Here is a 24,028-nt window from a genome sequence, read left to right on the forward strand (position 1 = left end):
CTTCATGTCAGAACCTTCAGTTCGGGAACCGCAATGACAAAATTGCCGCCCCACCTCCTAGTCTGCTCATGCTGCTGCATCACCTCGGCAGCGATGTTCCAGGGCAGGATCACCACCCAATCTGGCTTTCGCTTCGCGAGTTCTGCCGGGTGAAGGATCGGAATGTGGCTGCCGGGCATGAACTTGTTCTGTTTCGAGGCTGCCGCGTCGCAGACAAAGCTAATCAGGTCGTGTTTCAAGCCGGCATAGTTCATCAATGTATTGCCTTTGGCAGCCGCGCCATACGCGGCGACCGACCTGCCGGCGAGCTTCTGCTCGATCAGGAAAGCTAGGAAGTTGTTCTTTACCTGGTCCGCCTTTTGCTGGAATGCAAGGTACAAACCGAGGTCTTGCAGCCCCAGCCTTGTCTCCTCCGCCAACATGGCCGTGACCGCTGCCGTTGTTTTGCGCGGATCATCCTTGTTGCAGCCATAGATGCGCAAGGAACCACCATGCGTCGGGAGCTCCTCAAGGTCGAAGACCCGCAGACCGGCCTTTTCGAAGAGTTGGATAACCGCCGTCAGCGACAGGTACGAGAAGTGCTCATGATAAGCCGTGTCGAACTGGTTCTGTACAATCATGTTCTTGAGATGCTGGAACTCCAGGTTCACCGTACCTCCCTGCTTGAGTAGAATACGCAGGCCCAACGTGAAGTCATTGATGTCAGGCACATGGGCATAGACGTTGTTGCCGCAGATCAGGTCTGCTTGCTGCCCGCCTGCCGCCAGCCTCGTAGCGGTGGCTGCGCCAAAGAATTCACGAAGCACCGGCACGCCAATCTGCTCGGCAGCATCGGCCGTGCCGGCGGTCGGCTCGATGCCCAGGCATGGTACGCCCATCGTTACAAAATTTTTGAGAAGATATCCGTCATTGGAGGCGACCTCGACGACAAAACTGTCTCGGGTCAGATGCAGCATCTCGGCGATCTTTTCGCAATAGGTCCTGGCATGTTTCAGCCAGCTCTGCGACGTCGAGGAGAAGTATGCGTAGTCGCTGGAGAACAATTCGTCGGCGGCGGTGTGATCTTCAGTCTGTACGAGCCAGCACGCGTGACAGACAAAGATCTTGAGCGGAAAGGTCGTCTCCGGTTCGTGGAGCTGCGCTTCCGAAAGATAGGCGTTCGATGGCGGCGCGTGTCCCAGATCAAGGACCACGTGTTGCAATTGCGTCTGGCAATTCCGGCACTTCATAAGTCTAGTCCCTTGACGTCCGCATCAAGATGCGGATGCGTCGAGTCGCGTGTGGACAAATCCGTTGATGGAAAAGGCCATGAAAAGTCCGCCATCGGATCATCGAATAAACAGCTCCTCGTGGGGCGACGGATTGAATGTGGTACTGCAGCGATTTTCGGCACAAAGGACGACATAGAGCGTAACGACGAGGGCAATGGCCGCCGCGGTGTCGGCCTGACCGTGAAGCAGCACCAGCCGCCAACGCCGACCAGGACCCGCCCCAACACCCGGCGGATGCGCCCCGGCCGGTCGGCCAGTAGCCTCATGAGTGATTGAGACGTTAGCGCGGAGTAGCTGGGGCGAGCAGCTAGAGGTAAGGGTTGACCAATGCGAGCCTGCCGATTCCTGCCGATAGCACCGCGGCATGCAGCCGGCCCGCCGTCCAGGGGCCCCCGGACCACGAGGAAGCTGCAAATCCAGCTCAGCGCTATGGTGAACGTGGCGTTCGCCATGCGAAGCACTGCGATATCGCTACCTGCCGGGATTGAAACCGAAACTGCTGTAGTATTGCAGCCAAGCGAGACTGCGGTGGTTACGGCGGACAGAGCGAGCAAGGTCCGATCCAGGAAGACTGACGTTCCGTTTGCAAAGTGGTCGTCTCCTGCCATAGGTCTCTTCTTGCCAGCCTCGCCGACGAGCCTCATTCCAACGGGCCTCGAGATCCTTCTAACTGGCCTGAGCTCCGCAATCTCCTCCCAAAATTGGTAGAGTCTATCATTGGCGTGCAGCGAGACCGAAGTTTGGACCACTCAGAACTAGAGTTTTGCGCCTCTAATCAGGTTGGCGGGCTGGTTTGCGCCGACGTGGTTTGCAGCAAAATCGGCGCCTGTCTTCTCTTCCATGGTGGGCATGCCAAATGCTGTGCTCCGGTCAACTACCAGAGCCGGTAATTGATCTAGATGACGGAAGCATGTTGCCTGTCGATGATAAACGTCGGCCGGTCGGATGAAACGGCCGGTCAAACGCAAGGTCCGCTTTTCAACAAGCCCGGAAACCTCACATCGCAGGAGCAACCACAATGGACGTTTTTGGACCACGGAGAGAGCACTCCGAAAAGCCCAAGCAGGGCTCCAGCCGGTTCAACGGCGGGTACTTTTTTCTTCCGTCGGTCACTCTTGAACTACCTTTTAAATCGCGCCGATCTCGTGCTGGAGAATGCGCCCTTCACCGATCGCGCCGGGCCACTGGCTTGCGCGTATGTCGTCACGCCGGCTTCTGGGCTTGTATGGATACGCAACATGACACGGATCAGCTCGAAGAACTCTGGGTCTCCGGTCGAGGCCCTTGGGTTCACGCCAACAACACCCAGCCTTTCGTTCGGAGCGCTACGTGACAATCAGCCTCATCGTCAAAGAAGATATCGAGCAAATCCATGCGGCCTTGCCGCGAGGATGCTTCGCGGGGGCAACGGTCCTGGTCACAGGCTGCGCGGGCTTCCTTGGATATTACTTCCTCCAGTACTTCACGCGAAAGGCGTCCGAACTCGGTCTGAAGCGGATCATCGCGCTCGACAGTTTGCTGCTGCATCGGCCGCGCTGGCTGACCGATCTGAGTGCGGAGTTTCCGGACGTGCTCAAAACGCATACGTTCAACATCGCCAGTGATGACCTTCGAATGGTCGACGGCGCTGACGCAGCGGACTACGTCATCCATATGGCCTCGATCGCTTCGCCGACGTTCTATCGTCAGTATCCGGTCGAGACCATTGACGCTAACATCTGGGGATTGCGGCGGCTGCTCGAATCCTATCGGAGTTCGGATCGGCTCAAGGGGGTGTTGTTTTTTTCGAGCAGCGAAATCTACGGCGATCCGGCTGAGACGGCGATCCCGACTGACGAGGAATACCGCGGCAATGTCGCGTGCCTGGGCCCGCGGGCCTGTTACGACGAATCGAAGCGTTTCGGCGAGACGATGTGCTACGTCTTCTCGAAGGCGTATGGCATGCCTGTCACCGTCGCCCGCCCCTTCAATAACTATGGGCCTGGTATGCGCATCGACGACCGTCGGCTCCCGGCCGATTTCGCGCGATGCGTGATCAATCGAGAAGACATTGTCATTTTTTCCGACGGCAGCCCGACCCGGACTTTTTGCTACGTCTCCGACGCGATCACAGGCTATATCCTCTGCCTCCTGCATGGGAAATACGATTACTTCAACATCGGGATCGACGGGCCGGAGATCTCCGTCCACAACCTTGCCGAGATCTATCAGCAGGCCTCGCTGGAGGTTTTCGGGCGCCGCGGCGCGGTCGTCTTCGAGAGGAGTTCCGACTCAGAGTATCTTGTCGATAATCCAAACCGACGCCGCCCCGTGATCAAGAAGGCGCGGCACATTCTCGGGTACGCTCCCAAGGTCCTCGTAAATGAGGGCGTGCGCCGCTACCTGTCCTTTCTACGCGACGAGTTGAGGGCGTGATGCGCGTCACAGTTGTCGGCTCCGGTTATGTGGGCCTCGTCTCGGGCGTGTGCCTCGCGGTGAAGGGACACGACGTGACGTGCGTCGATCTGCGGAGGGATGTCGTCGCTCAGCTTAACGACGGCGTGCCGCATATCCATGAGCGCGGTCTCCCTGAACTGCTCAAGTCAGTGCTTGCATCGGCCCGCTTTCGGGCGACCACCGATCTACACGCCCCGATCGAGACAGCGGAAATCGCCCTGATCGCTGTCGGCACGCCGTCGAAGAACGGCGCCATCGACCTCAGCGCCGTCCGGCAGTGCGCTCGCCAGATTGGCGCTTATCTCGCGACTACTCCTCATCACCTATCAGTCGTCGTGAAGAGCACCGTCATCCCAGGAACAACGGACACGATAGTGCGGGAAGAGCTTGAGCACTCGTCCGGGAAGAAGCTCGGGGCATTCGGCTTGGGTATGAACCCGGAGTTTCTTCGCGAAGGAGAGGCGATCGAGGATTTTATGGAGCCCGATCGCATCGTGATCGGTCAGGAGGATGAGAGGACGCTGGCGCGGCTCGAGGAACTCTACGCTCCGTGGAACTGCGACAAACTGCGGGTGAACACCCGCACGGCCGAAATGATCAAATACGCCAACAACGCAATTCTTGCCACCCAGATCTCCGTGGTAAACGAGGTAGCAAATCTCTGCGCTGCGGTGGGAGGCGTCGACGCCCTCGACGTCATGCGCGGCGTCCATCTCGACAAACGCTGGTCGCCGATCACCCCCTTGGGCCGCCTCGTCCCACAGATCCTGACCTATCTCATTCCGGGCTGCGGGTTCGGCGGGTCGTGCTTTCCAAAGGACGTACAGGCGCTGCGCACCCAGGGCGAGAGCCTGGGCCTCCCGATGAACATACTGAATGCTGTTCTCGACGTGAATGCCGCGCAGCCAGGCCAGATCGTCTCTATCCTTGAGCGGAAGCTCGGAGCATTGTCCGGCCGACGAACCCTCGTTCTCGGCCTCTCCTTCAAACCGAACACCGACGACGTCCGCGAATCCGCCTCGATCAAGATCGCTCGCGATCTTCTGCGGGCCGAAGCGGATGTCAGGTGTTACGATCCGCTCGCGACGGAGAACTTCAAGCTCGCCATCGGAATCGCCGCGAACCGTATTCAGTTCTCGTCTGACTGGCGGCGCGAGGTCGAGTGGGCCGAGATCGTCATCATCGCGACTCGGACACAGGAATACGGCGAACTCACCTCGTTGCGAGTCGCCGGCAAAACGGTGTTCGACGCGCGTCGACTGATCAATCCAGCCGATGTGGCCCCCGCGGACTACCTAACCATTGGCCGCCGCCTGAACTGAGTCGGGCCATGATCTTCGAACTGACACCCATATCGAGAGCTTTCCTCCTCAGCCTCGAACCTAGCGGCGTCGATCGCCGCTTTCTTCCACGCATCTTCTGCGGCGAAAGGTTCGGCGTGCGCCCGCGGCCTGGCGACGGGATTCCGCCTCTGCCGGAAGCGGCCATGCCGGTTCTGGAGAACGTCGAGTGATCCGGCACCGCGCCATCCAAACCGAGCCGGCAGAACCACCGGTAAGCCAGATTGAGGTGGACCTCATCGCACAGCCGCCGCTCCAATCGGATGCCGAAGCAGTAACCGAACAAGAGCATCCGGATCATCAGTTCGGGATCGATCGAAGGTCGACCGATGCCGCTGTAGAAGGGCGCCAAGTCCCGCCTGACCTGTTCAAGGTCGACAAACCGGTCGATCGACCGCAGCAGGTGGTCGGCGGGGATATGTCTTTCGAGCGAGAACTCAGAGAACAACGCAGCCTGTTCGACTTGCCGATGTCCCATCATGATCTTCAGTCCTGCAATTGGACAGACTGAATCACTGATACCCCTGCGTTGCAACAGCAGTCTTTTTCAACAGAACCGGCCCAACTCGACGCGATGGGTGTAGCGGCCGAGATAGGCCAGGACCTGTGCGGGTCCGCCGAAGGGCCGCTTGGCGTACACAACCCAGTTGATGCGTCGCATGGCGTCGAGGTGGGCCGCAAAGGCATCCGGCTCGGCCAAAACTCCGAGATCGTCGAAGAAAGGCACCGGAGTTGAAGGCTGCCGACAGACGTTTGAGAAAAAGTGTGCGAAATAGTCTGGACAATGGTTTGACGGCCAGGAAGAAGTTCGGTCGGCTGGCGATCCAGCGCGCGCCATCGGGCGAGAGGCCGCCCTCGGCGGCAGCCTTGAACAGGATCGCATAAACGATGGCCTTGTTCTGAAAGGCGATCGCGGCGATCGGAGCCGGCAGTGTGAAGACGACGTGGAAATAGGGAGCCGGCAGCAGGTCGGCTTGACGCGCGGCGAGCCACGCGGCTCGGGCTCTCCCCTGACACTGCGGACAGTGCCGGTTGCGGCAGGTAATGGGCGTCGCCCATTACTTGCCTTATGGGCAAATCCATTAATGGGTCCTGGGCCGCGCGAACCATTGCGGCAATGGAACCGTCGAGAAGCTGACAGCCGGGCATCGCGTTGCGCGACAGATGGTCCGCGCGCCGCCCAATCAATTGCGGTTTGCGTGTGGACATGCGTCTGCCCGCGCTCGGTCGCAAAGGCGGCAAAGCTCTTGAGCAGGTAGTCCGCATTCAGCATCGCGAATCCAGTGGCACGCCGCCAGCGACAAGGCGCCAGACCTGCGCGTGATCGTCTCCGGGGTCGAGATCGGTGCCGCCTGGCGCCGGACCTCGAAGGACAACCGCACCTACTACTCGGTTAGGCTCGACGATCCGTCCCTCACCGCGCCCATCTACGCCAACCTCTTCGAAGGCGACGATGGCACGGTATCCGTGCGGAGGTGCGCCAGGCACTGGCGGATACCCGGCCCGATCTCGATGATTCCGAGGTCGAAGCACATTTCGCGCAACGCCGTACCGCTGCGCTTCGAAAAAGTGGCGGAGCATGAACGGTGGAACTCGTCTGGTCGCGATTCGCGCTGTCCGATTGCGATGGCATTTTCAGCTGCACCGAAGCCGAGAATTCCCGTGCAGCGGTTCATGTTGATGAACAGATTGCCGATGCCGCGCGGCGCCTGCTCAACTTTCCTGACAGTGGCCGGCCCGGGGCGCGTCGCTGGCACGCGCGAGTTGGTCATCCCGCGCACACTTATGTCGCGGCCTACCTGGTCGACGGTGATACTGTTCGCATCTATTGCGTGCTTCACGGCGCGCAGATGTGGCCCGACGAACTTACCAATGACGATTGGGGCCGGCTCCGTGCAGTATCCTGCGACCGGAGCTGGATCTCTTTTCTTGAATTGGATGCCCAAGTCGCAGTCAGACTACAACAACTTTCATTAATCTAAATCGGGGGAAAGGCCTGCTCCAGTTTTAGGGTTCGACCGATCTGCGGGATGCCCTGCAACGTCCAACGAGTGAGAGTCGGCGCTATACGCCGCGGGCAAATCGCGCCAGCCTCGGACGGATTGGTTCCCTCAAAGCTTTGAGAAGCGATTGATGAGCTTTGGATCAGAAATCCGATCGATCAATCGTCGAAGGATCGTCAAATTTGTCGTTCACGCTGATGAACGTGATTCGATAATGCTTGGCCTGGATCGTCATGTTCTCCTCCGCGCTATCGACCCGTCGGATGCGGGCCCATTAGCGAGGAGGAAAGCGGAGATTCATAGAGGTGAGTGTTCGGAGCTCGCGGTCAAGCTGTGATGCGAGATGTTAGCCCAAGATGTTTTTCGGTTGCGGCAGAGAGCTCGATACCCTCACCCGGGCGGCCGGAAACATGACCGGCTATTCCAAGAAGATCGACCATCTGCTTCAACGCGTCGGCTTGATTGACACACCTCTCCGGAAGCTGCGAACGTCAGACTTTTCGGGCTGAAAGGCCTCAACTAGAACTGGCACGGCGCTCGCAGGATCGCTGTCGCCGCATACGAAAATATCAGCGGCCGCGTAGGACCTCTCAGGCCAAGTATGTAAGGTAATGTGCGATTCAGCCAACAAGGCTATTGCGGAGACGCCGTGACCCGGACAAAACTTATGAACGTGAAGGTGGAGTAATGTCGCACTCGCCGCACGGATTGCTTTTCGGATTGCGTCTTCCGCAATGGCCGGATCGTCGAGGTTCTTTGCTCCCCATAGCTCGATGAGCATATGCGTCGCACCGGTGGACAGAGCCGGTGGGGCTTCCTTCTCATTATCAATAGTCATTAAGAAATCTCCATTGAATTATCGGCGCAATAAGCTGAGCTATTCGGGATTTAGGCGACGAGGTGATCAGGCGCTTGGTTTGAAGGCCAGCAGTGCGTCGCGGTCGTTGACTAGGCATTCGATCGCCCGGCCGTACTTGGCCCAATACTTCTCGGCGAAGACGTCAATCGCCGCTTCGGCGGACGCTCGGTTCGCGCCCAATAGACCTCGCGCAAATCCTTCTTCATGGTGGCCTGCACAGAGAGTGGATCTTGTCCAGGACGTTCACAGTCTTGTGCACCCAGCATCGCTGGTGGCGTGTGCCGGGAAAGACCTCGTCGAGCGCCTTGTAGAAGTCGAGCGCGCCGTCGCCGACATCGGCCAAACTCGTTGTTATTGAAGCCGTCGCCTTGATTGTTTTGCCAAGCCACGCCTCCCTTGAGGTAGGCCAGCGTGTGGCCCTGCGCGCCAAAAGCGTAACCGAGGCGACCGGCCCCGGGGACAAAGACGTTTGGACTTGCCTTGCAGTTTGCGCTCATTACTGTGCCGGGGACCGCGAGGCAGGTAACTGTGCCGTTGGAGACAGCACCGCTGGCATCGAGTTTGAGGCCAAACACCCAGCTATTCTTCTGCCAGTTGTAGCCGATCTGGCCGCCTGCCAGGAACACAGGAGTATCGACGCCGCCGCCATAGACTGACGGACCGTAGGGATTACTGAAGGATTTTTGGCCGTAACCAACGCCTACGTGCCCGCCAATATATCCTCCGGACCAGCTCCACAGGGCCGGTGGCAGTTGTACTGCTGGCTCAAGGTCCGCCGAATTGGCTGCACCGCTTGCCGCCAGCGCAATCGTTGTCGCTCCCCAAAAACGAACTCCAGATCGCATCAAACACTCCGCGGCGCTTTCCCGATCCACAACCGAGCGCCTCCAAGCTGGCATCGGTGATAGCACCGCGACTGAAGCAAGCAGCGTGCCGATTGGAAATTGAGGGGTCTCCAGTTACTTCGTACCGGGTGCATGCGTCAGGTTGTGGACAATGGTCTTGAAGCTGACAATCTCGCTGTAGCGTCCGACAGTATGCTGCGCAGCAGGAAGCCGCCTCTTTCGCTGCAGCAGTAGAAGGAGACTTTTGTTCGCCTGGACAGAATTTCGATCTTACCTATCGAGGCTCATGCGAAACGGTGAACGCCAAGGGATATTACCGACGAGCGGAGCCGGCCTGGACGCTAGACCCGTCGACCCGCACAGGGATCGCACCTGCTATGCCGCGCGTTGTCGAAGTCCGCTCGTGGGAAAGTCGCCACGAGCGATCAATCACGCAACGCGACACGCGCAGGAAAGGCTCATCATCAGCGTCTTCCAGCTTTCCACGAATACCCGCGTGATAATAACAGTCCGGCTCCGGCTTCGCCGTAGTGCTAAGTGGCTTTGCCGCAACATTATTCGTATCGGCTCTGCTCTAGGAAAAGGAGTTGCCGAGCAAGCGTCTCGTGGAGGCTAAGCGAAGGCGCCACCCGCAATTCAATTCCGGTTCGGAAACCGTATCGGTACGCCCTTTCGGGTAGACTGGACGTCGCCTGCCGTTCACAGCAAACGTTTCTGAGCGCGTTTTCGTGTGCACCAAGGCGGACGATCAGCAGACCAAGGACCTCCCGGTGGATGGTTCTGCACGCCCACGACTCGTTACGCCGCCAATAGCTACAGCCAAGAGCGTCAAAACGTTTGAGCGCTTAACGACTGCCCTTCAGCGGCTATACAAACAACGCCGGCCTCGTGGAAAACGGTAACACGCCTCTGTGTTGGTCTTGCACATTCGATGTTACCGCTTGGTCACCGCAGGCGACCTGTTGCCCGGCGACCGCCAAGTCCGCTTTCATGAGGAGCGCACAAAACCATTGTCCAGGCGCCTACAAATGCAAGAAATCACAAGCCGGAGCGAGTCTCTGGGCGCGTTTGGTTGCGGGCGCCATGCAGACTACCCGCGTGTCTACTACCAGATCCGGTAGATGCCAACGCCAACTTGAGGCCCTAGCGTCCGGCCGTGTTCATCGAGGAAACAGTAGTGAACGCAAAGGACGAGAAGCTAAGAAACGCACAAAACGGCACACCATGACTGGCAGCACCAGGGTGGTTACGCAATGGACACCCTCAACCCAGGATCCTCGGTGTTCTACTTTAATTGCCGCAGAAGGCGACGAATGGCGGGACGCGTATGCCTACGGAAAACCGATCAGGCAAAAATCTGCTTGTAGAACGTCAACCGACCGACGCGATCTCGGCGATCGATCGCGTTGCGAGATCGGATCCGGAGAGGGTTGCGCTGAGGTACGGCGCAGACGAACTCACCTACAAAGCGCTGCGATTAAGATCGGATGCCCTCGCAAGGACGTTACGAGAGCGGGGCGCTGACCGCTTAGTCGTTGGCTATTGGGGTGAGCGGGACCTCGACTGGGCGACGGCGGTAGTCGCAATTTTGAGGGCTGGAGCAACGTACCTGCCGCTCGATCCATCGTTACCGGCTTCGCGCACATCATTCATGATCGAGCAGAGTCGCTGCGCGCTGATTATTGGCCCAGACCAGCCGGATTCGCTCAGCCTACTTCAGGCGAGCAGCAAAGGCACCACGCAATTCATGGCGATAGAGGCGGCGCTGCGCGAGGGCCAGACTTCGTCTGTTGTGCCACCATCGCGCGAGGATGGACTCGCCTACATTCTGTTTACGTCGGGTTCGACGGGCCAGCCGAAGGGAGCAATGATCAAGCGCGCAGCCCTAAACAATCATTTGGTGGCGAAGATTGATGCCCTAACCCTCACTCGGACCGATTGCATCGCGCAGACGGCATCGCACTGCTTTGACATCTCGCTGTGGCAGCTTCTGGCAGGGCTTAGCGTCGGAGGCTGTATCGCGATCATTGATGATGCAACACTGAAATCGCCAGTATCCCTTCTCAAAGCAATTCAAGGATACGGCGTGACGGTTGTTCAATTCGTTCCGTCGATGCTTGCAATATTTGTTGAATATCTGCAGTCGCTTGCGGCGGCTGAGCGAGCTCTGGACAGTTTGCGGATTATTTCAACGGTCGGAGAACCTCTAACACCCGGCATGGCGCGCGCGTGGCTTGCCTTATATCCCCGGGTCCCCATTCTCAATCATTACGGGCCGACCGAGTGCGCGGACGGCGTTACGCATCATCTGGTTTCCGTAGCACCTGCGCTGGCTGACCCTTATGTGCCGATCGGCAAACCGATTTCTAACCTTGAGGTTTATGTCGCCGACGGACCGCGGCTGTGCAACACGGGAGAGGTCGGCGAAATCTGTGTTAGCGGCGTTGGTGTCGCTGCTGGTTACGTCAATGACGATGTCCGCACCAAGGATGCCTTTGGGCCAAACCCGTTCTCAAACGACCCGTCGTTCCAGCGCCTATACAGGACAGGTGATCTCGGGCGCATTCGTTCCGATGGCCTTTTGGAATGTCTCGGTCGACGGGACCGTCAGGTCAAAATCCGCGGGCACAGAATTGAGCTGGGAGAAATCGAGGCCCGCCTCTCCGCTCATCATTTGGTACGTGGCGCCGTCGCGGTCGCCTCCGTCTGCGCAGGCGTAAAGCTTATGGCGAGAGATATAATCAGGGCCGAGGAGGAAACTGGATCGAGACGACTCATCGCGTATGTGTCAACTCCGGCTGAAGTAACGGAAGGCGAGCTTCAGAATTTTCTTGCCGAAGCGCTTCCCACCTACATGCTCCCAGAAAGGATCATCCACCTCGCCAGTATTCCACTGACCAGAAACGGAAAGGTCGATTTTGGGGCATTGCCGGACCCGACCAGTGTTCGCCCTCCATTGTCGACTCCATTCGAGGAGCCGCAAACAGAGCTCGAAGCCCAGCTGTGTCAAATTTGGGCCGGCGTTCTGCGTATTGAGAACATTGGCGTGAAGGACCAGTTCATAAGCCTCGGCGGAGACTCGCTCCGGGCAATGCTCATATTGGGCCAGTTGCAGACCCAGCTCGGAGTGAGAACGGATTTCAGGCTAGTCCTCAATGGAACGATCCGATCTCTTGCGGCTTCGATCTCGGCCGGGGTCGGCTCCAAACCGCGCACAGCCCCGACGTACGGAAAGCTTATGCGATCGCCTCTGACGCGAGTTCAGGAGCACCTATGGTTTCTCTCGCAGCTCGATCCGTCTGCCAGGAACTACATCATTCAAGGCGGCCTGCGGATAAGGGGCATGATCGATCTGGCGGCGTTCAATCGCGCCTGGACCGATGTCGTTCATTCCCATCAGGCACTTTCGGCACGCTTTATCGACGAGGACGGTCCGGTTCAGCTTTTTGATGCTCCTCAATACGCAAGTCTTGAATTGGCTGATGCATCTCATCTCACGGCGCAGGAAGCTGAGGAGCTGGTCGCAGAGTTACGGCGAACAGAGCTGAACGGCAGCTTTGATCTCAGCCAAGGCCATCTTTTTCGCGCGCGCATGATCCGTTTTGGCCCTGACAACCATCTCATACTGATCACCGCTCACGAAATTATCATCGATGCCTGGTCGATCTCTGTTCTACTCAGGGACCTTCGACAAAGGTACGTAGATGCCGCGGCGCTTTTGCCAGAGAACCGCGCGTCACTCTCGACCTACGCGGTTTGGGAAACACAACACGCTACTTCAGAGGCGCTGGCCAACCAGCGTAGCTATTGGCGTCGTCAGATTGGCGATGATCCGCCGGTGCTTTCGCTTGGAATGGGACGAGCGCGGCCGCAGACAAATTCCTACCGCGGCGCCTCGCATGCGGTGCTGCTTGGCAGCGAGCTCTCCAATCAGGTACGGGAATTTGCGCGCCGACATAGGTGCACCACGTCGACAACACTCCTCGCGTGCTTCAAGCTGCTGCTGCGGATGTATAGCGGCCAAGACGATATTATCGTTGGCATACCGCACGTCGTACGGGATCAACCTGGCAGCGCCGAAATTGTTGGCTTTTTCCTGAATATGCTGCCAATCCGCACCGCGATCGATGTCGACCAGTCCTTTGCGGTTCATGCGATGCGCATCCAGGGCCTGGTCGGCGATGCCATCGCAAATTCGGCATATCCGTTCGGCTGGATGGTAAGGGATACCCGGCTATATCGCGAAGCTGAACGATCACCGCTCTTCCAGGTCATGTTCAACATGTACTCCGAGGCCGCGGAGCCATTTGGCCAACATGAGTTGGATCTGACATTCCGCGAATATGAGACCGGCTATGTAAAATTCGATCTGACATTGTACGCACAAGATCACGGCGATGAAATTGCCCTCCAGCTAGCGTATGCGGAAGACATATTTTCCAGCGATCTGATTGTCCGCATGGCCGACAATCTGCGCTGTCTGATTGCAGCCTGCGTTGAGAGGCCGCTTGCGCACATTAAAGATCTGAGCTGCCTCAGCGCGTCAGATGTCACTGTGCTGGACTCACTGGATGGCTCGGCGCAGCCATATGAGACTGAATGTCCGCTTATCGAAGCGTTCGAGCAAATCAGCGTCTCTAATAGCAGCCAGGTGGCATATTTTGGTGATTTCGGTGAGATCACATTCGACCACCTGCGTGAGCGCGTAACAGCTATCAGGTTGTTACTGCGGGCTTCTGACGTGGGGGCTGGCGATATGGTCGCCATGCTGGTCGACCGGTCGCCTGACGTGGCCGCTGTTATTCTTGCAGCACGAGCCTTGCAGTCCATTGTTGTCCCCATATCGCCGGATTATCCGCGTGATCGGATCGAACATATCCTGCGAGATAGTCAGGCAAAGCTTTTGGTTCACGCAAATACCTCTGATCTTGGTTTTGACGTGCCGTCGATTCGTCTATCGACCCTTGAAGGGTGCGGCGCGCCCGTGCACGATTTTGAGCGCAGCGACAAACCATCAGATCAGGGAATTGCGAGCCTCATATACACGTCGTCCTCAACCGGGAAGGCGAAGGGGGTTCTTATACCGGAATCGGCAATTCTCAATCGACTGAACTGGATGTGGCGACGCTTTCCCTTCGACAGTACCGACGTGATGGTTGTCCAGAAGTCCGCATCACTTGTTGCGTCGGCATGGGAGTACTTTGGGGGGCTTCTGAGAGGTGTGCCCGCGCTGATCTTGACCCAAGAGCAGTTGCTGGATCCAGATCTGTTGTTGTGCACGTTGGCGAGACGTCGCGTGACACACTTATTTGCCTCGCCGCCGCTCCTATCCGGCCTCATTGCTTCCCAAGAACGGCACCCGCGACCGACCGCCTTGCGGTTGGTCACGAGCAGCGCCGAACCGATGCCTTCCTCGCTCCCGGGTCGCTGGCACGCGTATTTCCCGGACGTGCCGTTGTGGAACTTCTATGGTGCTACGGAATGTGCATCCAATGCAGCAGTCTACGAAACATCGGGTGCCTACGACGGCTCATCGCTCATCCCTGTTGGGCGCCCAATAGATAACGTCAAACTCTACGTGCTCGATGCACAGTTGAAGAGAGTCCCTGTCGGAGTCGCCGGCGAACTCTGCATCGCGGGACGCTGCGTGAGCGCTGGGTACTGGCGGGATCAAGATCGGACCAACCGCTGTTTCGTGCCGAATCCGTATGATGACGGACAATACAGCGTTCTTTATCGAAGTGGCGATATCGCCCGTATCTCAACCAGCGGCCTTCTCGAGATTTGCGGCCGATCGGACAACCAGATCAAAGTACGGGGCTTTCGCATCGAGCTGGAGGAGGTCGAAAGGGCCCTTGAGTCTCATCCCGCAATCGCAAAGGCCGCGGTCCTCGCAGAAGGCATGAATGACCATCGTCGCTTGACGGCTAGCGTGGTTCCGGCTCGCGACAGTCTAAGCTCTGGAGATATTGTTACCCACCTGCGCCACACATTGCCGTCCTACATGATTCCCGCCGCCTTCCGTTTGGTTGACACTATCCCCCTTACGGCGAGCGGAAAGATCGATCGTGCTCGCCTGTCGTCCGTTCCTTACCGCGAGGTCGGGCCTGTTCCATCTGCTGAGCCACGCACGAGGAAGGAGCGTATTCTTGCTGGGATCTGGCAGGATCTATTAGGCGCCAAGTGGGTCGGAATCGATCAGAGCTTTTTTGATATCGGCGGAGACTCTCTTCTGAGCGTGCGCTGCGTCACGCTGGCGCGCAAAGCCGGACTGAATCTCACTGTCGACCAACTCTATCGAACACCGACCATCAGGGAATTGGCGGCAGACGGAGCGGCGGTTACACTCCATACCTTCCCTTCCGCGGATGCCTCATTGCCAGTTATCCCGGCAATCTCATCTTGGAACCGTCTTGTCGGCTTCGATGAGCATTTCAACATCGGCGATCTGTTCTTCTTGCCCGGCGGCGTCCTGAATATCCGAATCCTGGAGCGCGCTCTTGCCCATGTCATGGATAGGCACGAAGGTCTCAGACTCCGTATTGCCCGAACTGACGATGGTCTACGTCCGACAATCGGACCTTCCGTGGCCGAGCGCCTCGTGGAGGAGATCGATCTTGTCGGAATGACCGACCTACAGCAGCGTAAGGCAATCGAGAGCGTCTCAGCAAGACGTCAACATACCTTTCGGTTTGACGGCCAGACGCCTCTTGTTAACGTCACGGTGTTCCGCACATCGCAAAGTGGCGATTACTACCTGCTGGTCCTGATGCATCATTTTGTAGCGGACGGGATAGGCTATCGACTGTTCCTGGAAGCATTGGATGGGGCGTACAACGCCCTTGCCTCAGGCCACGCCGTGAGTGGTCCCGAGAACATACAAATGCTCTCTCCATGGTTGAAGCGCCTTGAGCACTACGCCAACAGCGAAGCGCCAGCCGAACTCGAATACTGGGAGAGGATTGACTACCATCAGTTCAATTTGCACGTCAGCGACACTTCATCGGGCGGCGCGAGCTTTTCGAAAGTGACCGCGAGAGAGCTTCACCATGCACGCCTTGAAGGTCGCATCGATGAAGCGAATTGCCGATCCCTTTGGGAAGATCAGGCCAAGTACCATCTCGAGATTGACAAAGAAGCGACAGCTGATCTCCTCAATATTGCGGCCAGATTGGCACATTGTCAGGACTTTGATGTGTTTCTTGCCGCCATATCTGGCGCCTTTGGACGCGTTTTCGGCAACTATTCGCTCTGGATTGATAGCCTTACCTCAATCCGAGGTCGGCTGTTTGACGATCTCGATCCATCTCAGATCATCGGCCATATCAGCGAGCTCGTTCCGCTTCCCTTGAGTCTCACCGGAACGGAGCCCCGTCCCGATCGTGCTCGTTCAATATACCGCCAGCGCAATGCCCTGCCGCGCAGGGGAATAGGCTTTCGGGCCATGAAATTCCTAAACCGAGATCCAGCCGTGCGGAGCCGGATCGATCGCCTGCCCTTACCCAGAATTGGATTGAATTATCGAGCGGGTTTGCAGCGCCATTTTCCACGCCGTCTCTTAGCCAAGGAACCTTCTCCACTCTGGATCGGCGCAGACATGGATGAAGCGGCCGTGATTCACCTCTTCTGGTTCGATGTCGGATATCAAGCCGGCCATCTCCAGATCGAAACGACGTATAATCCAACCCAGGTCGGTTATGAGGTGACCCGCAATCTTTGCACGGTATTGCAACAGGAGCTGTTGCAGACGATCAGCGAATTCGGAAGAGCTCGCGACACTTTCATCCATGAATGAGCCGGATGCGGAATTCGCCGTCGAAGGCGATCGCGATGTCTTGCCGAAGAAAAAGCAGCACATCGATCTATCGGACCCTAATCTCTCGAGCCTTATCCTGCGGCTCGCCATTCCGTCTGTTGTTGGCTTATCGATCAACGCGTTACAGCAGGCCGTCAACGCGATCTTTGTTGGCGCACTTGGCGCGCAGGCGATCGCAGCTGTCAGCATGACCTTGCCGATCGTGATCCTGCTCGCGGCAGCCGGACAGGGGATCGGTGTTGGAACAGCGTCGTTGATATCTCGTCAGCTTGGCGCTGGTGAACACCTGGAGGCGAGTCGAGGCGCGAGTACTGCACTTGCGCTCGCCGCTCCGATCGGTATCACCTTTACCGTCGCTCTACTTCTAAATCTGCGAGGGATCTTCGTAACGCTCGGGGCCACTCCAACCATCATGCCCGTGGCGCTCGACTACGCGGAGACGCTTTTGTTCGGGTACACCCTGATGCTTCTAAACATCGTCAACGGCTTCATCGTCAGAGCCGAAGGCAACACACGATTCAGCATGTGGACGATGATTACCGCCTTCATACTCAACGCTGTGCTTGATCCCGTCTTCATATTCTTACTGGACCTCGGTGTGCGAGGCGCAGCCCTCGCAACGCTGGTATCTCAGATCGCCGCTATTAGCCTGTATATCGCGTATTTTACGAAGCTTCGCGGGATAGTCCTCGTCAGGATATCTCACATCTCATTGCGAGCAGATCGCATCAGACAGCTCGCGCTCATAGGGGCGCCGGCGACTATGACCAGTATTTTATCTGCTATTGCCGTTATGCTCTTGTACTGGGCTGCTGCGCCGTTCGGCGACGATTCCATCGCGGCCGTGGGAATAGCTGTGCGAATCTTGACGATCGGCGCACTGCCTATCACCGGCTTCTGTATAGGCTCTCAAGCTGTCCTGGGTTTCGGTTGGGGCGCGCGCGACTTTGCTCGTGTATTAAAGGCTGCGAAGTTCATACTCTCCATGACTATTGCTCTTGCCGTTGCGTATTCTGCGGCTGTAGTGATTTTTGCCCGGCCTTTGGTCAGGCTGTTCAGCGATAGCGATAAGGTCACGGAAATTGCCGTCTCGACCTGCATCGTCTTCCATCTCTTTTTTGGACTTTTTGGTATTGAGAGTTTCGTGACGACGATGCTTCAGTCGTTCGGGAGGGCACGCCTCAGTGCGGTTGTGTCCTTGGCGAGGCAGGGCTTTCTCTTCATACCGGCCGTACTGTTATTCCCGGTCGTATGGGGTTTCAGCGGCCTGTTGGCCAGTCAAGCAATCGCTGAACTGGGCGCCGGAATGATCGCGCTGTTCGTCATGTTCCACCAGTTCGCTGAGCTCAGACGAGCGCTCCGGCACCGTAACTTCAAGAGCGATCGAGCACGCGGGTTGACCTGACAACGGACATCATCGGGGCCCAATGCATTGTCACGGGATGCTCGGTCTCGAAGATGGTTTGGTGAAGACGTCGTCAAAATGCTTTTTGTCGACCTCGTGGACACGGGCCATTCCGGCGTAGTCGAGGACGTTGCTGTGAACCGCCCAGAGCTCGTCTGCAAGCCGTTGCAGCGGCGGCGGCAGGTCGAGATAAGCGGCCGCGGTGTTTGACCAGACCGTATCGCCGCCAAATGGTGGGATTACAACGGCTCGCAGCACCAAAATCTTATGATAGGCATCGGCAAAGGTTCATCGACGTGCCCCATCGGCCTGGCCACCTCCGCGGGCGGAATCAAGCTCGAGGATCGAGGCCGTTCCCTTGGTGACACCGAGGTCGGATGCGACACCAGCTTTAACGGAATCGAATCGCTCCTGCTAGGCGTCATCGAGATGACATTGGCCGCGGAAGAAGATGACTTTGTGCTCGAGTAGAACCCTTTTGATCGCAGCAATCGTCGGGTCCGGCAAATCGCCCGAGAGATTGATATTCCTGATTTCAGCGCCGATGGTGAGTCGCGCGAACCCGCTTCTTGCTCATGAGAGCTCAAGGTGCTCCACATAGTTGGTCGAATTGTTTTAGGACCGCATTCGAGACGGATCAGCATGCATGGCTAAACAATTCACTCAGCGAAGCTCGAAGCCGACCCTCCTTGCGGCAGATGAAGGCTTGACTAGCCATGCCGTGTTGGGCGCGACGATCGGCAATATGCTCGAATTCTACGATTTCGGGACCTATAGCTTTTTCGCCATCCAGATCGGTCACGCGTTCTTCCCGGCGCAGGATCAGTTCGCCAGCCTTATGCTGTCGCTCATGACCTTCGGAGCGGGTTTCGTCACCAGACCCATCGGGGCCATTGTGATCGGCTCATACTCGGATCGAGTTGGACGCCGGCCCGCAATGACCGCCAGTTTTGTCATGATGAGTGCCGCTATACTCGTGTTGGCTGTGACGCCTTCGTACGACACGATAGGTATCGCCGCTCCGTTATTGGTTATTCTCGCGCGTTTGGTGCAGGGCTTCGCCCTGGGAGGCGAAGTCGGTCCTATCTGATGGAAGTGGCCCCGGCCGGACGCCGGGGCCTTGCCGTCTCGTTTCAGCCTGCTAGCCAACAAATAGCTGCAACGGCCGGAGCGCTGGTCGGAGAAATACTCTCCCTCACCATGACAAGCGAGTCGCTGGATGCGTACGGATGGCGGATCGCGTTTCTGCTCGGTGCCTGTACGTTACCGGTCGGATTTTGGTTGCGCAGGGCCCTGCCCGAAACGCTGCACCGACCTGAAGCGCCGGCCCTCTCCGTCGAGCCCGCAAGGAAATTGCGTGCCAGCCGCCGCATGATGAGCTTGGGATTGATCATTTTGGCCAGCTGCACGATTATCACCTATGTCACGGAATATATGACGACTTATGCACTGAACACCCTGCAAGTTGCCGCGCCTCTCGCCTTTGCGACCACGGTCGTCAGCAATGCAGTAGGCATTGCTGCCGCACTCCTGGGCGGTTGGCTGGCAGATCGGGCCGGACGCCGGCCCATCATGATATGGCCGCAGATCGCCGCGCTGCTGATGACCTATCCGGTGTTCTTGTGGATCGTAGAGAGCCGCAGTCCCATGGCGCTTCTCGGAGGTCTCGGCGCGCTCACCCTCGTCGGAACGATTCCGTATAGCGCCTTCTATGTTGGTATGGTCGAAGGCATGCCCAAGAGCATCCGCGGCGGCGCCTTCGCGACGATCTACGCGGTTGCGATAGCGACCTTCGGAGGCACAGCTCAACTCGTTGTCGCTTGGCTGACCCACGTTACTGGGAACGCGCTGGCGCCGGCTTGGTACATGCTTGTCGCTACCGCGGCCGGGCTCTGCGCCATGCTGATGATGCCCGAGACGGCACCGTCGAAAATTCGAGCCGCGAACGCGCGGAGCCCGTAACAGCTTTGGACAATGCGATAACGGGTTACGGCTCCAGCCAGGTTCCCAATCTCATGATGCGTTGCATCGGCTTCCGCTCTTTGCGGAGCCGGCCTGCCAGACGAGGGCGACGGGACGATGCCGGAGGATGGGCGCCGCGCCTTTAGCGACGTAAGCTTGCGTCCAGCCGGAATCGATTGCTTTCACCTGATCGTCCGAAGTTGGTGCGCGCCGAGTTCGATCCAGAGGCGGCGAGAGAATTTATCTCCGCGGAACGTTCATTCATGCTCAATGGGACTAATTGCCCGATCAGGCCGTTTTGCTGCAACCACTTCATTACAGCACAGCCGTATCAGACTAAGTCGGTCAACTGGTACTGGCGTGGCTGGATGCCGAAGCGTTTCGGAAACTACTTCATATCGCCGTCCATTGCGATGAGGATGGCATTGTTAAGCTAATGGCGTATCGCACACCACGTCATCCGCGCCATTTTCGTGTAAGAGATCGCGGTAGAAAATTGCTTCGCGACCATGCTTGATGGGTATGCTTCCTACGGAAAGCCAGCATCCAAAAAGTCTCTCGGATATGGACGCCGACGCTCAAGCTGCAACGTCTTTGTGAGCGATCGCCGCGCGGATGGCGTTTTCCGTCACAGTCGGGTATTTCTTGCGGATATCCGCACCTGAAACTCCACCTTCTGCGAATGACTTGATGCTGCGAACAGGAATGCGCCTGCCGGCATCCCCGGCTGACCCAAATCAATGACTGCTCTGCGCACAGCGACTATCCTATTGCCAATTTCTCGCACAACGAAAGCTGCGGTAGGCAGGGCTAGTCCATGAGAGCTGCGCTGAAATTGCTCATTCTTGCGACGCCTTAATGCTCGCGGGCCAGCCCTTCTTCGCGCAAAGCCTACGAACTGCCCAGCTTGAAATCGTCGATGTCTCGCCAGCCCGGCTCTCCCGAATTCGCTCGATGCTGAAAGAGGATGTCGACGCGGAGCGTATGCAAGGCGCCGTACCGCCTTGCCGCTTGGCCTCACGGTTACCGAGTGAAGCCGAACTGATTGGCTCGCCCCCAGCGGAAAGACTTTTCTCGAGCCCAACACCGCGCCGCCAGTGCAGAGCCTACAGAATTGTCGGTGATTAGCACTACTTTGGCATGTTCGTCAGTTTGGTGAGCTTATCAGCGTTGAAATGGACGGCGTTGGAGGCTTCCGCCTGCTTGACGTAATTGGCCACCGCCGCGCTGTCGGGCTTGGCGGCAAGCCCATGGCCGATCTGGAACTGCCCATGGTCGGGCCGAGAATGAGGGCAAAAGTGGAACGATCTCGAATTAGACCAGCGCCTTGACGCCGACCCAGCCGACCTTTTTCGCATGACGGATGCGAGCGATCCCGGAAACCACCTTACAGAAGATGATCGGCGCGATCACCATCTTGATCGGCTTGATCAAGCCGTCGCCGAGCGCCTTGACGCAGTTATTGGTCGGAAGAGACGGCGACAGGAGCGGACGAGGACACCGATCAGGATCGCGATCAGCGCTTGCACATAAAGGAGGTTTCACCAGGGTCGAGACGCCCGCGCGGCCGCCGCAGTTCCGATCTTGTCATGAGTTTCCTGCCCCAATACGAACTCGAATATCTGGCCGCCGCGCGTTGAGAGGCGGCCGACATCACACGAGCGGCCAGCTTGTCCGCTCCAAGACGACGATGTCGGAAGTCCGACAATCGGCAACGTCATCCAAAAGCAGGCAGTTACGCGCTTTTTCTCTCGCCAAATAAGGCGCTCACCAGAATCCTTCGAGCGGCACGGCGATTGCTGGGATCAGGCGCAAACCCGCCGCAGCCAAAGCGCTGGCAGCGACCCCGTCTCAGGAGTGTCCGATGAGCCGCGCTCGATTGATCCCGATTAAAGCACTGATGCCGCTTATGCTCAGTGAAGAACCGGCGGACATCAATGTCGCGGTTGCCGCCAAGTTCACCGAGCCGGCCGGGGACATCGCACCCCTCAAGCAGAAATCTTGGTGCGGTTGGAGAATGACGCTAATAACCGAGCGACGCGCGCCTTCCGTAAGGGGCCCGTTAGCCTACGCAATCATTGCGCGAGCATGACCATGTGCTCTGTGCTCGAACGCTTAAGTTGACGCACATGCATGGCTTTTCGCCAGAAATCTGGCAGTCGCTCGGGCTCACGATCGAGCTCGCGAGCGTGACGACCGTGATCCTGCTGATCGTTGGCACGCCGCTCGCGTGGTGGCTAGCACGCTCGAAGAGCCTTTGGACTGAGGCTGTGGCCGCGATGATCGCGCTGCCGCTGGTGCTGCCGCCAACAGTACTCAGTTTTTATCTGCTCGCCCTGCTCGGCCCGAACGGCCCGGTCGGCCTTCTCGCCTCTCTGTGGGGCGGGCGCACGCTGGCCTTCACCTTTGCGGGGCTCGTGGTCGGATCGGTTTTGTCGGCGCTGCCTTTGGTGGTGCAGCCCATCCGCAACACCTTCGCTGCCATGGGTGACCGCCCGCTGGAGATCGCGGCCACTCTGCGCGCCTCACCGTTATATGCCTTCTTCACGGTCGCCCTGCCTCTGGCGCGACCGGGTCTTTTGACAGCCGCCGTGCTTGGCTTTGCGCATACGATCGGCACGTTCGGCGTCGTGCTGATGATCGGCGGCAACATTCCTGGGCGCACCAAGGTGCTGTCGGCCTTTCTCTTCGACTTTGTCCAAGAGTCGCGCTGGCGCGAAGCAAGCTGGCTTGCCGGCGCCATGCTGATGTTCGCCGTTGCGGTAGTCCTCGCCTTAACCTTGATCGACAAATACAGCAGAAGGAGGAGCACGTGAGGACAGCCACACCGGGCCGGATTGAAATTGCCTTGAGTGGCAGTATCGCTAGCTTTCCACTCGATACGCGATTCAGCGTACCGGCCAAAGGCGTGGCGGCGATTTTCGGCCCGCCAGGCTGCGGCAAGACTGCGGTGGCGCGCTGCATCGCCGGCCTCGAGCGTCTGCCGGCCGGCTTCTGCGCCATCGATGGCGAGGTATGGCAGGACAAGACTACCTTCCGCCCACCGCATCTGCGTTCCATCGGCTATGTGTCTCAGGAGGCGAGCCTCTTTCCCCATTTGTCGGTCAGGCGCAACTTGCTTTACGGTGCGCCCAAACCCAAACCGACGCCGATCGCGTTTGATGAGGTGCTCGAACTGCTCGACCTGGCGCCGCTGCTCGACCGCTCTCCCTCGCATCTCTCCGGCGGCGAGCGGCAGCGCGTCGCCATGGGTCGCGCGCTGTTGTCTCAGCCCAGACTGCTTGTGATGGACGAGCCGCTTGGCGCGCTCGACAGCTGCGCCAAACGTGAGATTCTGCCGTTCGTCGAGCGCCTGCCCGAGAAGCTCGCGCTGCCGATGATCTACATCGGCCATGACATGGCGGAGATTGAACGCTTTGCCGATCATCTCGTTATGATGGAGCGCGGCATGGTAACCGCGGCTGGGCCGCTACATGTCTTGCAGACCGATCCTGCGCTGCCGCTTGCGGCGAGCCGCGAAGCCGCCATCAGCCTTGATGCCGTGGTGAGCGGCTATGATGGGCGCTATGGGCTTCTTATTCTCCGCCTCAAAGGTGCGCGCCTGTTGGTGCCGGCGCCGCCGCTTGCACCCGGCGTGCACCAACGGCTGCGCATCGCTGCCTACGACGTCAGCGTCGCGCGCGAAGCACCGCGCGCAGGGTCCATCCTCAATGTCTTTCCGGCGCGCATCAGAGCCTGTTTGCCGCTCGGCGCGGCTGAGATCACGCTGGTACTTGCGCTCGGCGCCGGGGGCTCGGGCACGGAGATTTTGGCGCGCATAACGCGTTTCTCCTTTGATTCGCTAGGGCTCAAGGATGGAGTGGACGTATTCGCCCAGCTCAAGCACGTCTCGCTGCTCTCGACCTCTGAACCGCCACTGCAAACCATACCAGCTTCCACGCCAACAGCAGATCGTGGGGACAGGCAAGCGACGCCGCGGCGTGAAACGAGAAGCTCGGCACGAGAGGCGAGCGGCATCTTCTTAAGCCTCCACTCTTGTCGTGCCACGCATGTCACTTGACGGCGATATCGGAAGCTGGCAAAGCGACCCA

Annotated in this window: 11 protein-coding genes and 8 pseudogenes; 10 read left to right on the forward strand and 9 right to left on the reverse strand. The window is 58.3% G+C overall.

Going from position 1 to position 24,028, the window contains the following annotated elements; genetic code table 11:
* Positions 1 to 2: 2 nt before the first annotated feature.
* Positions 3 to 1,229, reverse strand: coding sequence for a class I SAM-dependent methyltransferase (locus CP49_RS11955; protein ID WP_057850459.1), 1,227 nt, complete (start codon positions 1,227 to 1,229; stop codon positions 3 to 5).
* A gap of 51 nt (positions 1,230 to 1,280) precedes the next feature.
* Between CP49_RS11955 and CP49_RS44555 the strand changes: the two genes are divergently transcribed.
* The 3 genes from CP49_RS44555 to CP49_RS11970 all read left to right on the forward strand — a co-directional run bounded on the left by CP49_RS44555 (position 1,281) and on the right by CP49_RS11970 (position 5,029).
* Positions 1,281 to 1,547, forward strand: a complete 267-nt coding sequence (locus CP49_RS44555) for a hypothetical protein (RefSeq protein ID WP_156438329.1) — start codon at positions 1,281 to 1,283, stop codon at positions 1,545 to 1,547.
* Positions 1,548 to 2,555: 1,008 nt separating this feature from the next.
* On the forward strand, positions 2,556 to 3,686 hold the full coding sequence (locus CP49_RS11965; RefSeq protein WP_197423088.1) for an NAD-dependent epimerase/dehydratase family protein: 1,131 nt from the start codon (positions 2,556 to 2,558) through the stop codon (positions 3,684 to 3,686).
* Positions 3,686 to 5,029: a UDP-glucose dehydrogenase family protein gene (locus CP49_RS11970; RefSeq protein WP_057850462.1), complete on the forward strand. Its 1,344-nt coding sequence runs from the start codon at positions 3,686 to 3,688 to the stop codon at positions 5,027 to 5,029. Before CP49_RS11965 ends, CP49_RS11970 begins: the two co-directional genes overlap by 1 nt.
* A gap of 152 nt (positions 5,030 to 5,181) precedes the next feature.
* Here CP49_RS11970 and CP49_RS42620 read toward each other — a convergent pair.
* Both CP49_RS42620 and CP49_RS42625 read right to left on the reverse strand, forming a co-directional pair.
* A pseudogene (locus CP49_RS42620) lies at positions 5,182 to 5,528 on the reverse strand (transposase); the annotation flags it as partial.
* 81 nt (positions 5,529 to 5,609) lie between these two features.
* Positions 5,610 to 6,090 (reverse strand): annotated as a pseudogene (locus CP49_RS42625) (transposase); the annotation flags it as partial.
* 277 nt (positions 6,091 to 6,367) lie between these two features.
* On the opposite strand from CP49_RS42625, the pseudogene CP49_RS47170 reads away from it, so the two are divergent.
* Positions 6,368 to 6,448: pseudogene (locus CP49_RS47170) on the forward strand (DUF736 family protein); the annotation flags it as partial.
* A 185-nt stretch (positions 6,449 to 6,633) separates the two neighbouring features.
* Positions 6,634 to 7,029 (forward strand): type II toxin-antitoxin system RelE/ParE family toxin, encoded by a 396-nt coding sequence (locus tag CP49_RS42640; RefSeq protein WP_082645980.1) that lies wholly within the window; start codon positions 6,634 to 6,636, stop codon positions 7,027 to 7,029.
* A 466-nt stretch (positions 7,030 to 7,495) separates the two neighbouring features.
* On the opposite strand, the gene speD is transcribed toward CP49_RS42640, so the two are convergent.
* The 3 genes and pseudogenes from speD to CP49_RS49600 form a co-directional block, all read right to left on the reverse strand.
* The gene (gene speD, locus CP49_RS42645; protein ID WP_057902803.1) at positions 7,496 to 7,888 is read right to left on the reverse strand and encodes an adenosylmethionine decarboxylase; all 393 of its coding nucleotides are present in this window, start codon (positions 7,886 to 7,888) and stop codon (positions 7,496 to 7,498) included.
* A gap of 81 nt (positions 7,889 to 7,969) precedes the next feature.
* Positions 7,970 to 8,243 (reverse strand): annotated as a pseudogene (locus CP49_RS45930) (transposase); the annotation flags it as partial.
* A gap of 76 nt (positions 8,244 to 8,319) precedes the next feature.
* Positions 8,320 to 8,808: pseudogene (locus CP49_RS49600) on the reverse strand (outer membrane protein); the annotation flags it as partial.
* Positions 8,809 to 10,081: 1,273 nt separating this feature from the next.
* Between CP49_RS49600 and CP49_RS12000 the strand changes: the two are divergent.
* Together CP49_RS12000 and CP49_RS12005 are read left to right on the forward strand one after the other, a co-directional pair.
* Positions 10,082 to 16,549 (forward strand): non-ribosomal peptide synthetase, encoded by a 6,468-nt coding sequence (locus CP49_RS12000; protein ID WP_057850468.1) that lies wholly within the window; start codon positions 10,082 to 10,084, stop codon positions 16,547 to 16,549.
* Positions 16,542 to 17,975 carry an MATE family efflux transporter gene (locus CP49_RS12005; RefSeq protein WP_057850469.1) on the forward strand — a complete coding sequence of 478 codons (1,434 nt, stop codon included), beginning with the start codon at positions 16,542 to 16,544 and terminating at the stop codon, positions 17,973 to 17,975. Before CP49_RS12000 ends, CP49_RS12005 begins: the two co-directional genes overlap by 8 nt.
* Before the next feature lie 31 nt (positions 17,976 to 18,006).
* Here the strand turns inward: CP49_RS12005 and CP49_RS12010 are convergent.
* Positions 18,007 to 18,521, reverse strand: a pseudogene (locus CP49_RS12010) (TauD/TfdA dioxygenase family protein); the annotation flags it as partial.
* Positions 18,522 to 18,621: 100 nt separating this feature from the next.
* Between CP49_RS12010 and CP49_RS12015 the strand changes: the two are divergent.
* Positions 18,622 to 19,937, forward strand: a pseudogene (locus tag CP49_RS12015) (MFS transporter).
* 578 nt (positions 19,938 to 20,515) lie between these two features.
* Here the strand turns inward: CP49_RS12015 and CP49_RS49215 are convergent.
* The gene (locus CP49_RS49215; RefSeq protein WP_082637901.1) at positions 20,516 to 20,644 is read right to left on the reverse strand and encodes a DUF433 domain-containing protein; all 129 of its coding nucleotides are present in this window, start codon (positions 20,642 to 20,644) and stop codon (positions 20,516 to 20,518) included.
* A gap of 465 nt (positions 20,645 to 21,109) precedes the next feature.
* Positions 21,110 to 21,520: pseudogene (locus tag CP49_RS47180) on the reverse strand (cation:dicarboxylate symporter family transporter); the annotation flags it as partial.
* Between the two features lie 546 nt (positions 21,521 to 22,066).
* Here CP49_RS47180 and modB point away from each other — a divergent pair.
* Together modB and modC are read left to right on the forward strand one after the other, a co-directional pair.
* A complete protein-coding gene (gene modB, locus CP49_RS12025; protein ID WP_057850471.1) occupies positions 22,067 to 22,753 on the forward strand; it encodes a molybdate ABC transporter permease subunit in 687 nt (228 codons plus the stop codon).
* Entirely contained in the window at positions 22,750 to 23,997 is a 1,248-nt protein-coding gene (gene modC / locus CP49_RS12030; protein WP_082645982.1) for a molybdenum ABC transporter ATP-binding protein, read from the forward strand. The genes modB and modC overlap by 4 nt, the downstream gene beginning before the upstream one ends.
* Positions 23,998 to 24,028 lie beyond the last annotated feature (31 nt).

Origin of the sequence: Bradyrhizobium valentinum (genome assembly GCF_001440405.1) — a bacterium.
In the GTDB taxonomy this organism is placed as follows: Bacteria; Pseudomonadota; Alphaproteobacteria; order Rhizobiales; family Xanthobacteraceae; genus Bradyrhizobium; species Bradyrhizobium valentinum.

What these genes read in the sequence shown, in the direction of transcription:
- speD (WP_057902803.1), bottom strand. Translation starts at nt 7,888, where the DNA reads ATGACTATTGATAATGAGAAGGAAGCCCCACCGGCTCTGTCCACCGGT.
- modB (WP_057850471.1), top strand. Translation starts at nt 22,067, where the DNA reads ATGCATGGCTTTTCGCCAGAAATCTGGCAGTCGCTCGGGCTCACGATC.
- CP49_RS11970 (WP_057850462.1), top strand. Translation starts at nt 3,686, where the DNA reads ATGCGCGTCACAGTTGTCGGCTCCGGTTATGTGGGCCTCGTCTCGGGC.
- CP49_RS12005 (WP_057850469.1), top strand. Translation starts at nt 16,542, where the DNA reads ATGAATGAGCCGGATGCGGAATTCGCCGTCGAAGGCGATCGCGATGTC.
- CP49_RS11955 (WP_057850459.1), bottom strand. Translation starts at nt 1,229, where the DNA reads ATGAAGTGCCGGAATTGCCAGACGCAATTGCAACACGTGGTCCTTGAT.
- CP49_RS12000 (WP_057850468.1), top strand. Translation starts at nt 10,082, where the DNA reads ATGCCTACGGAAAACCGATCAGGCAAAAATCTGCTTGTAGAACGTCAA.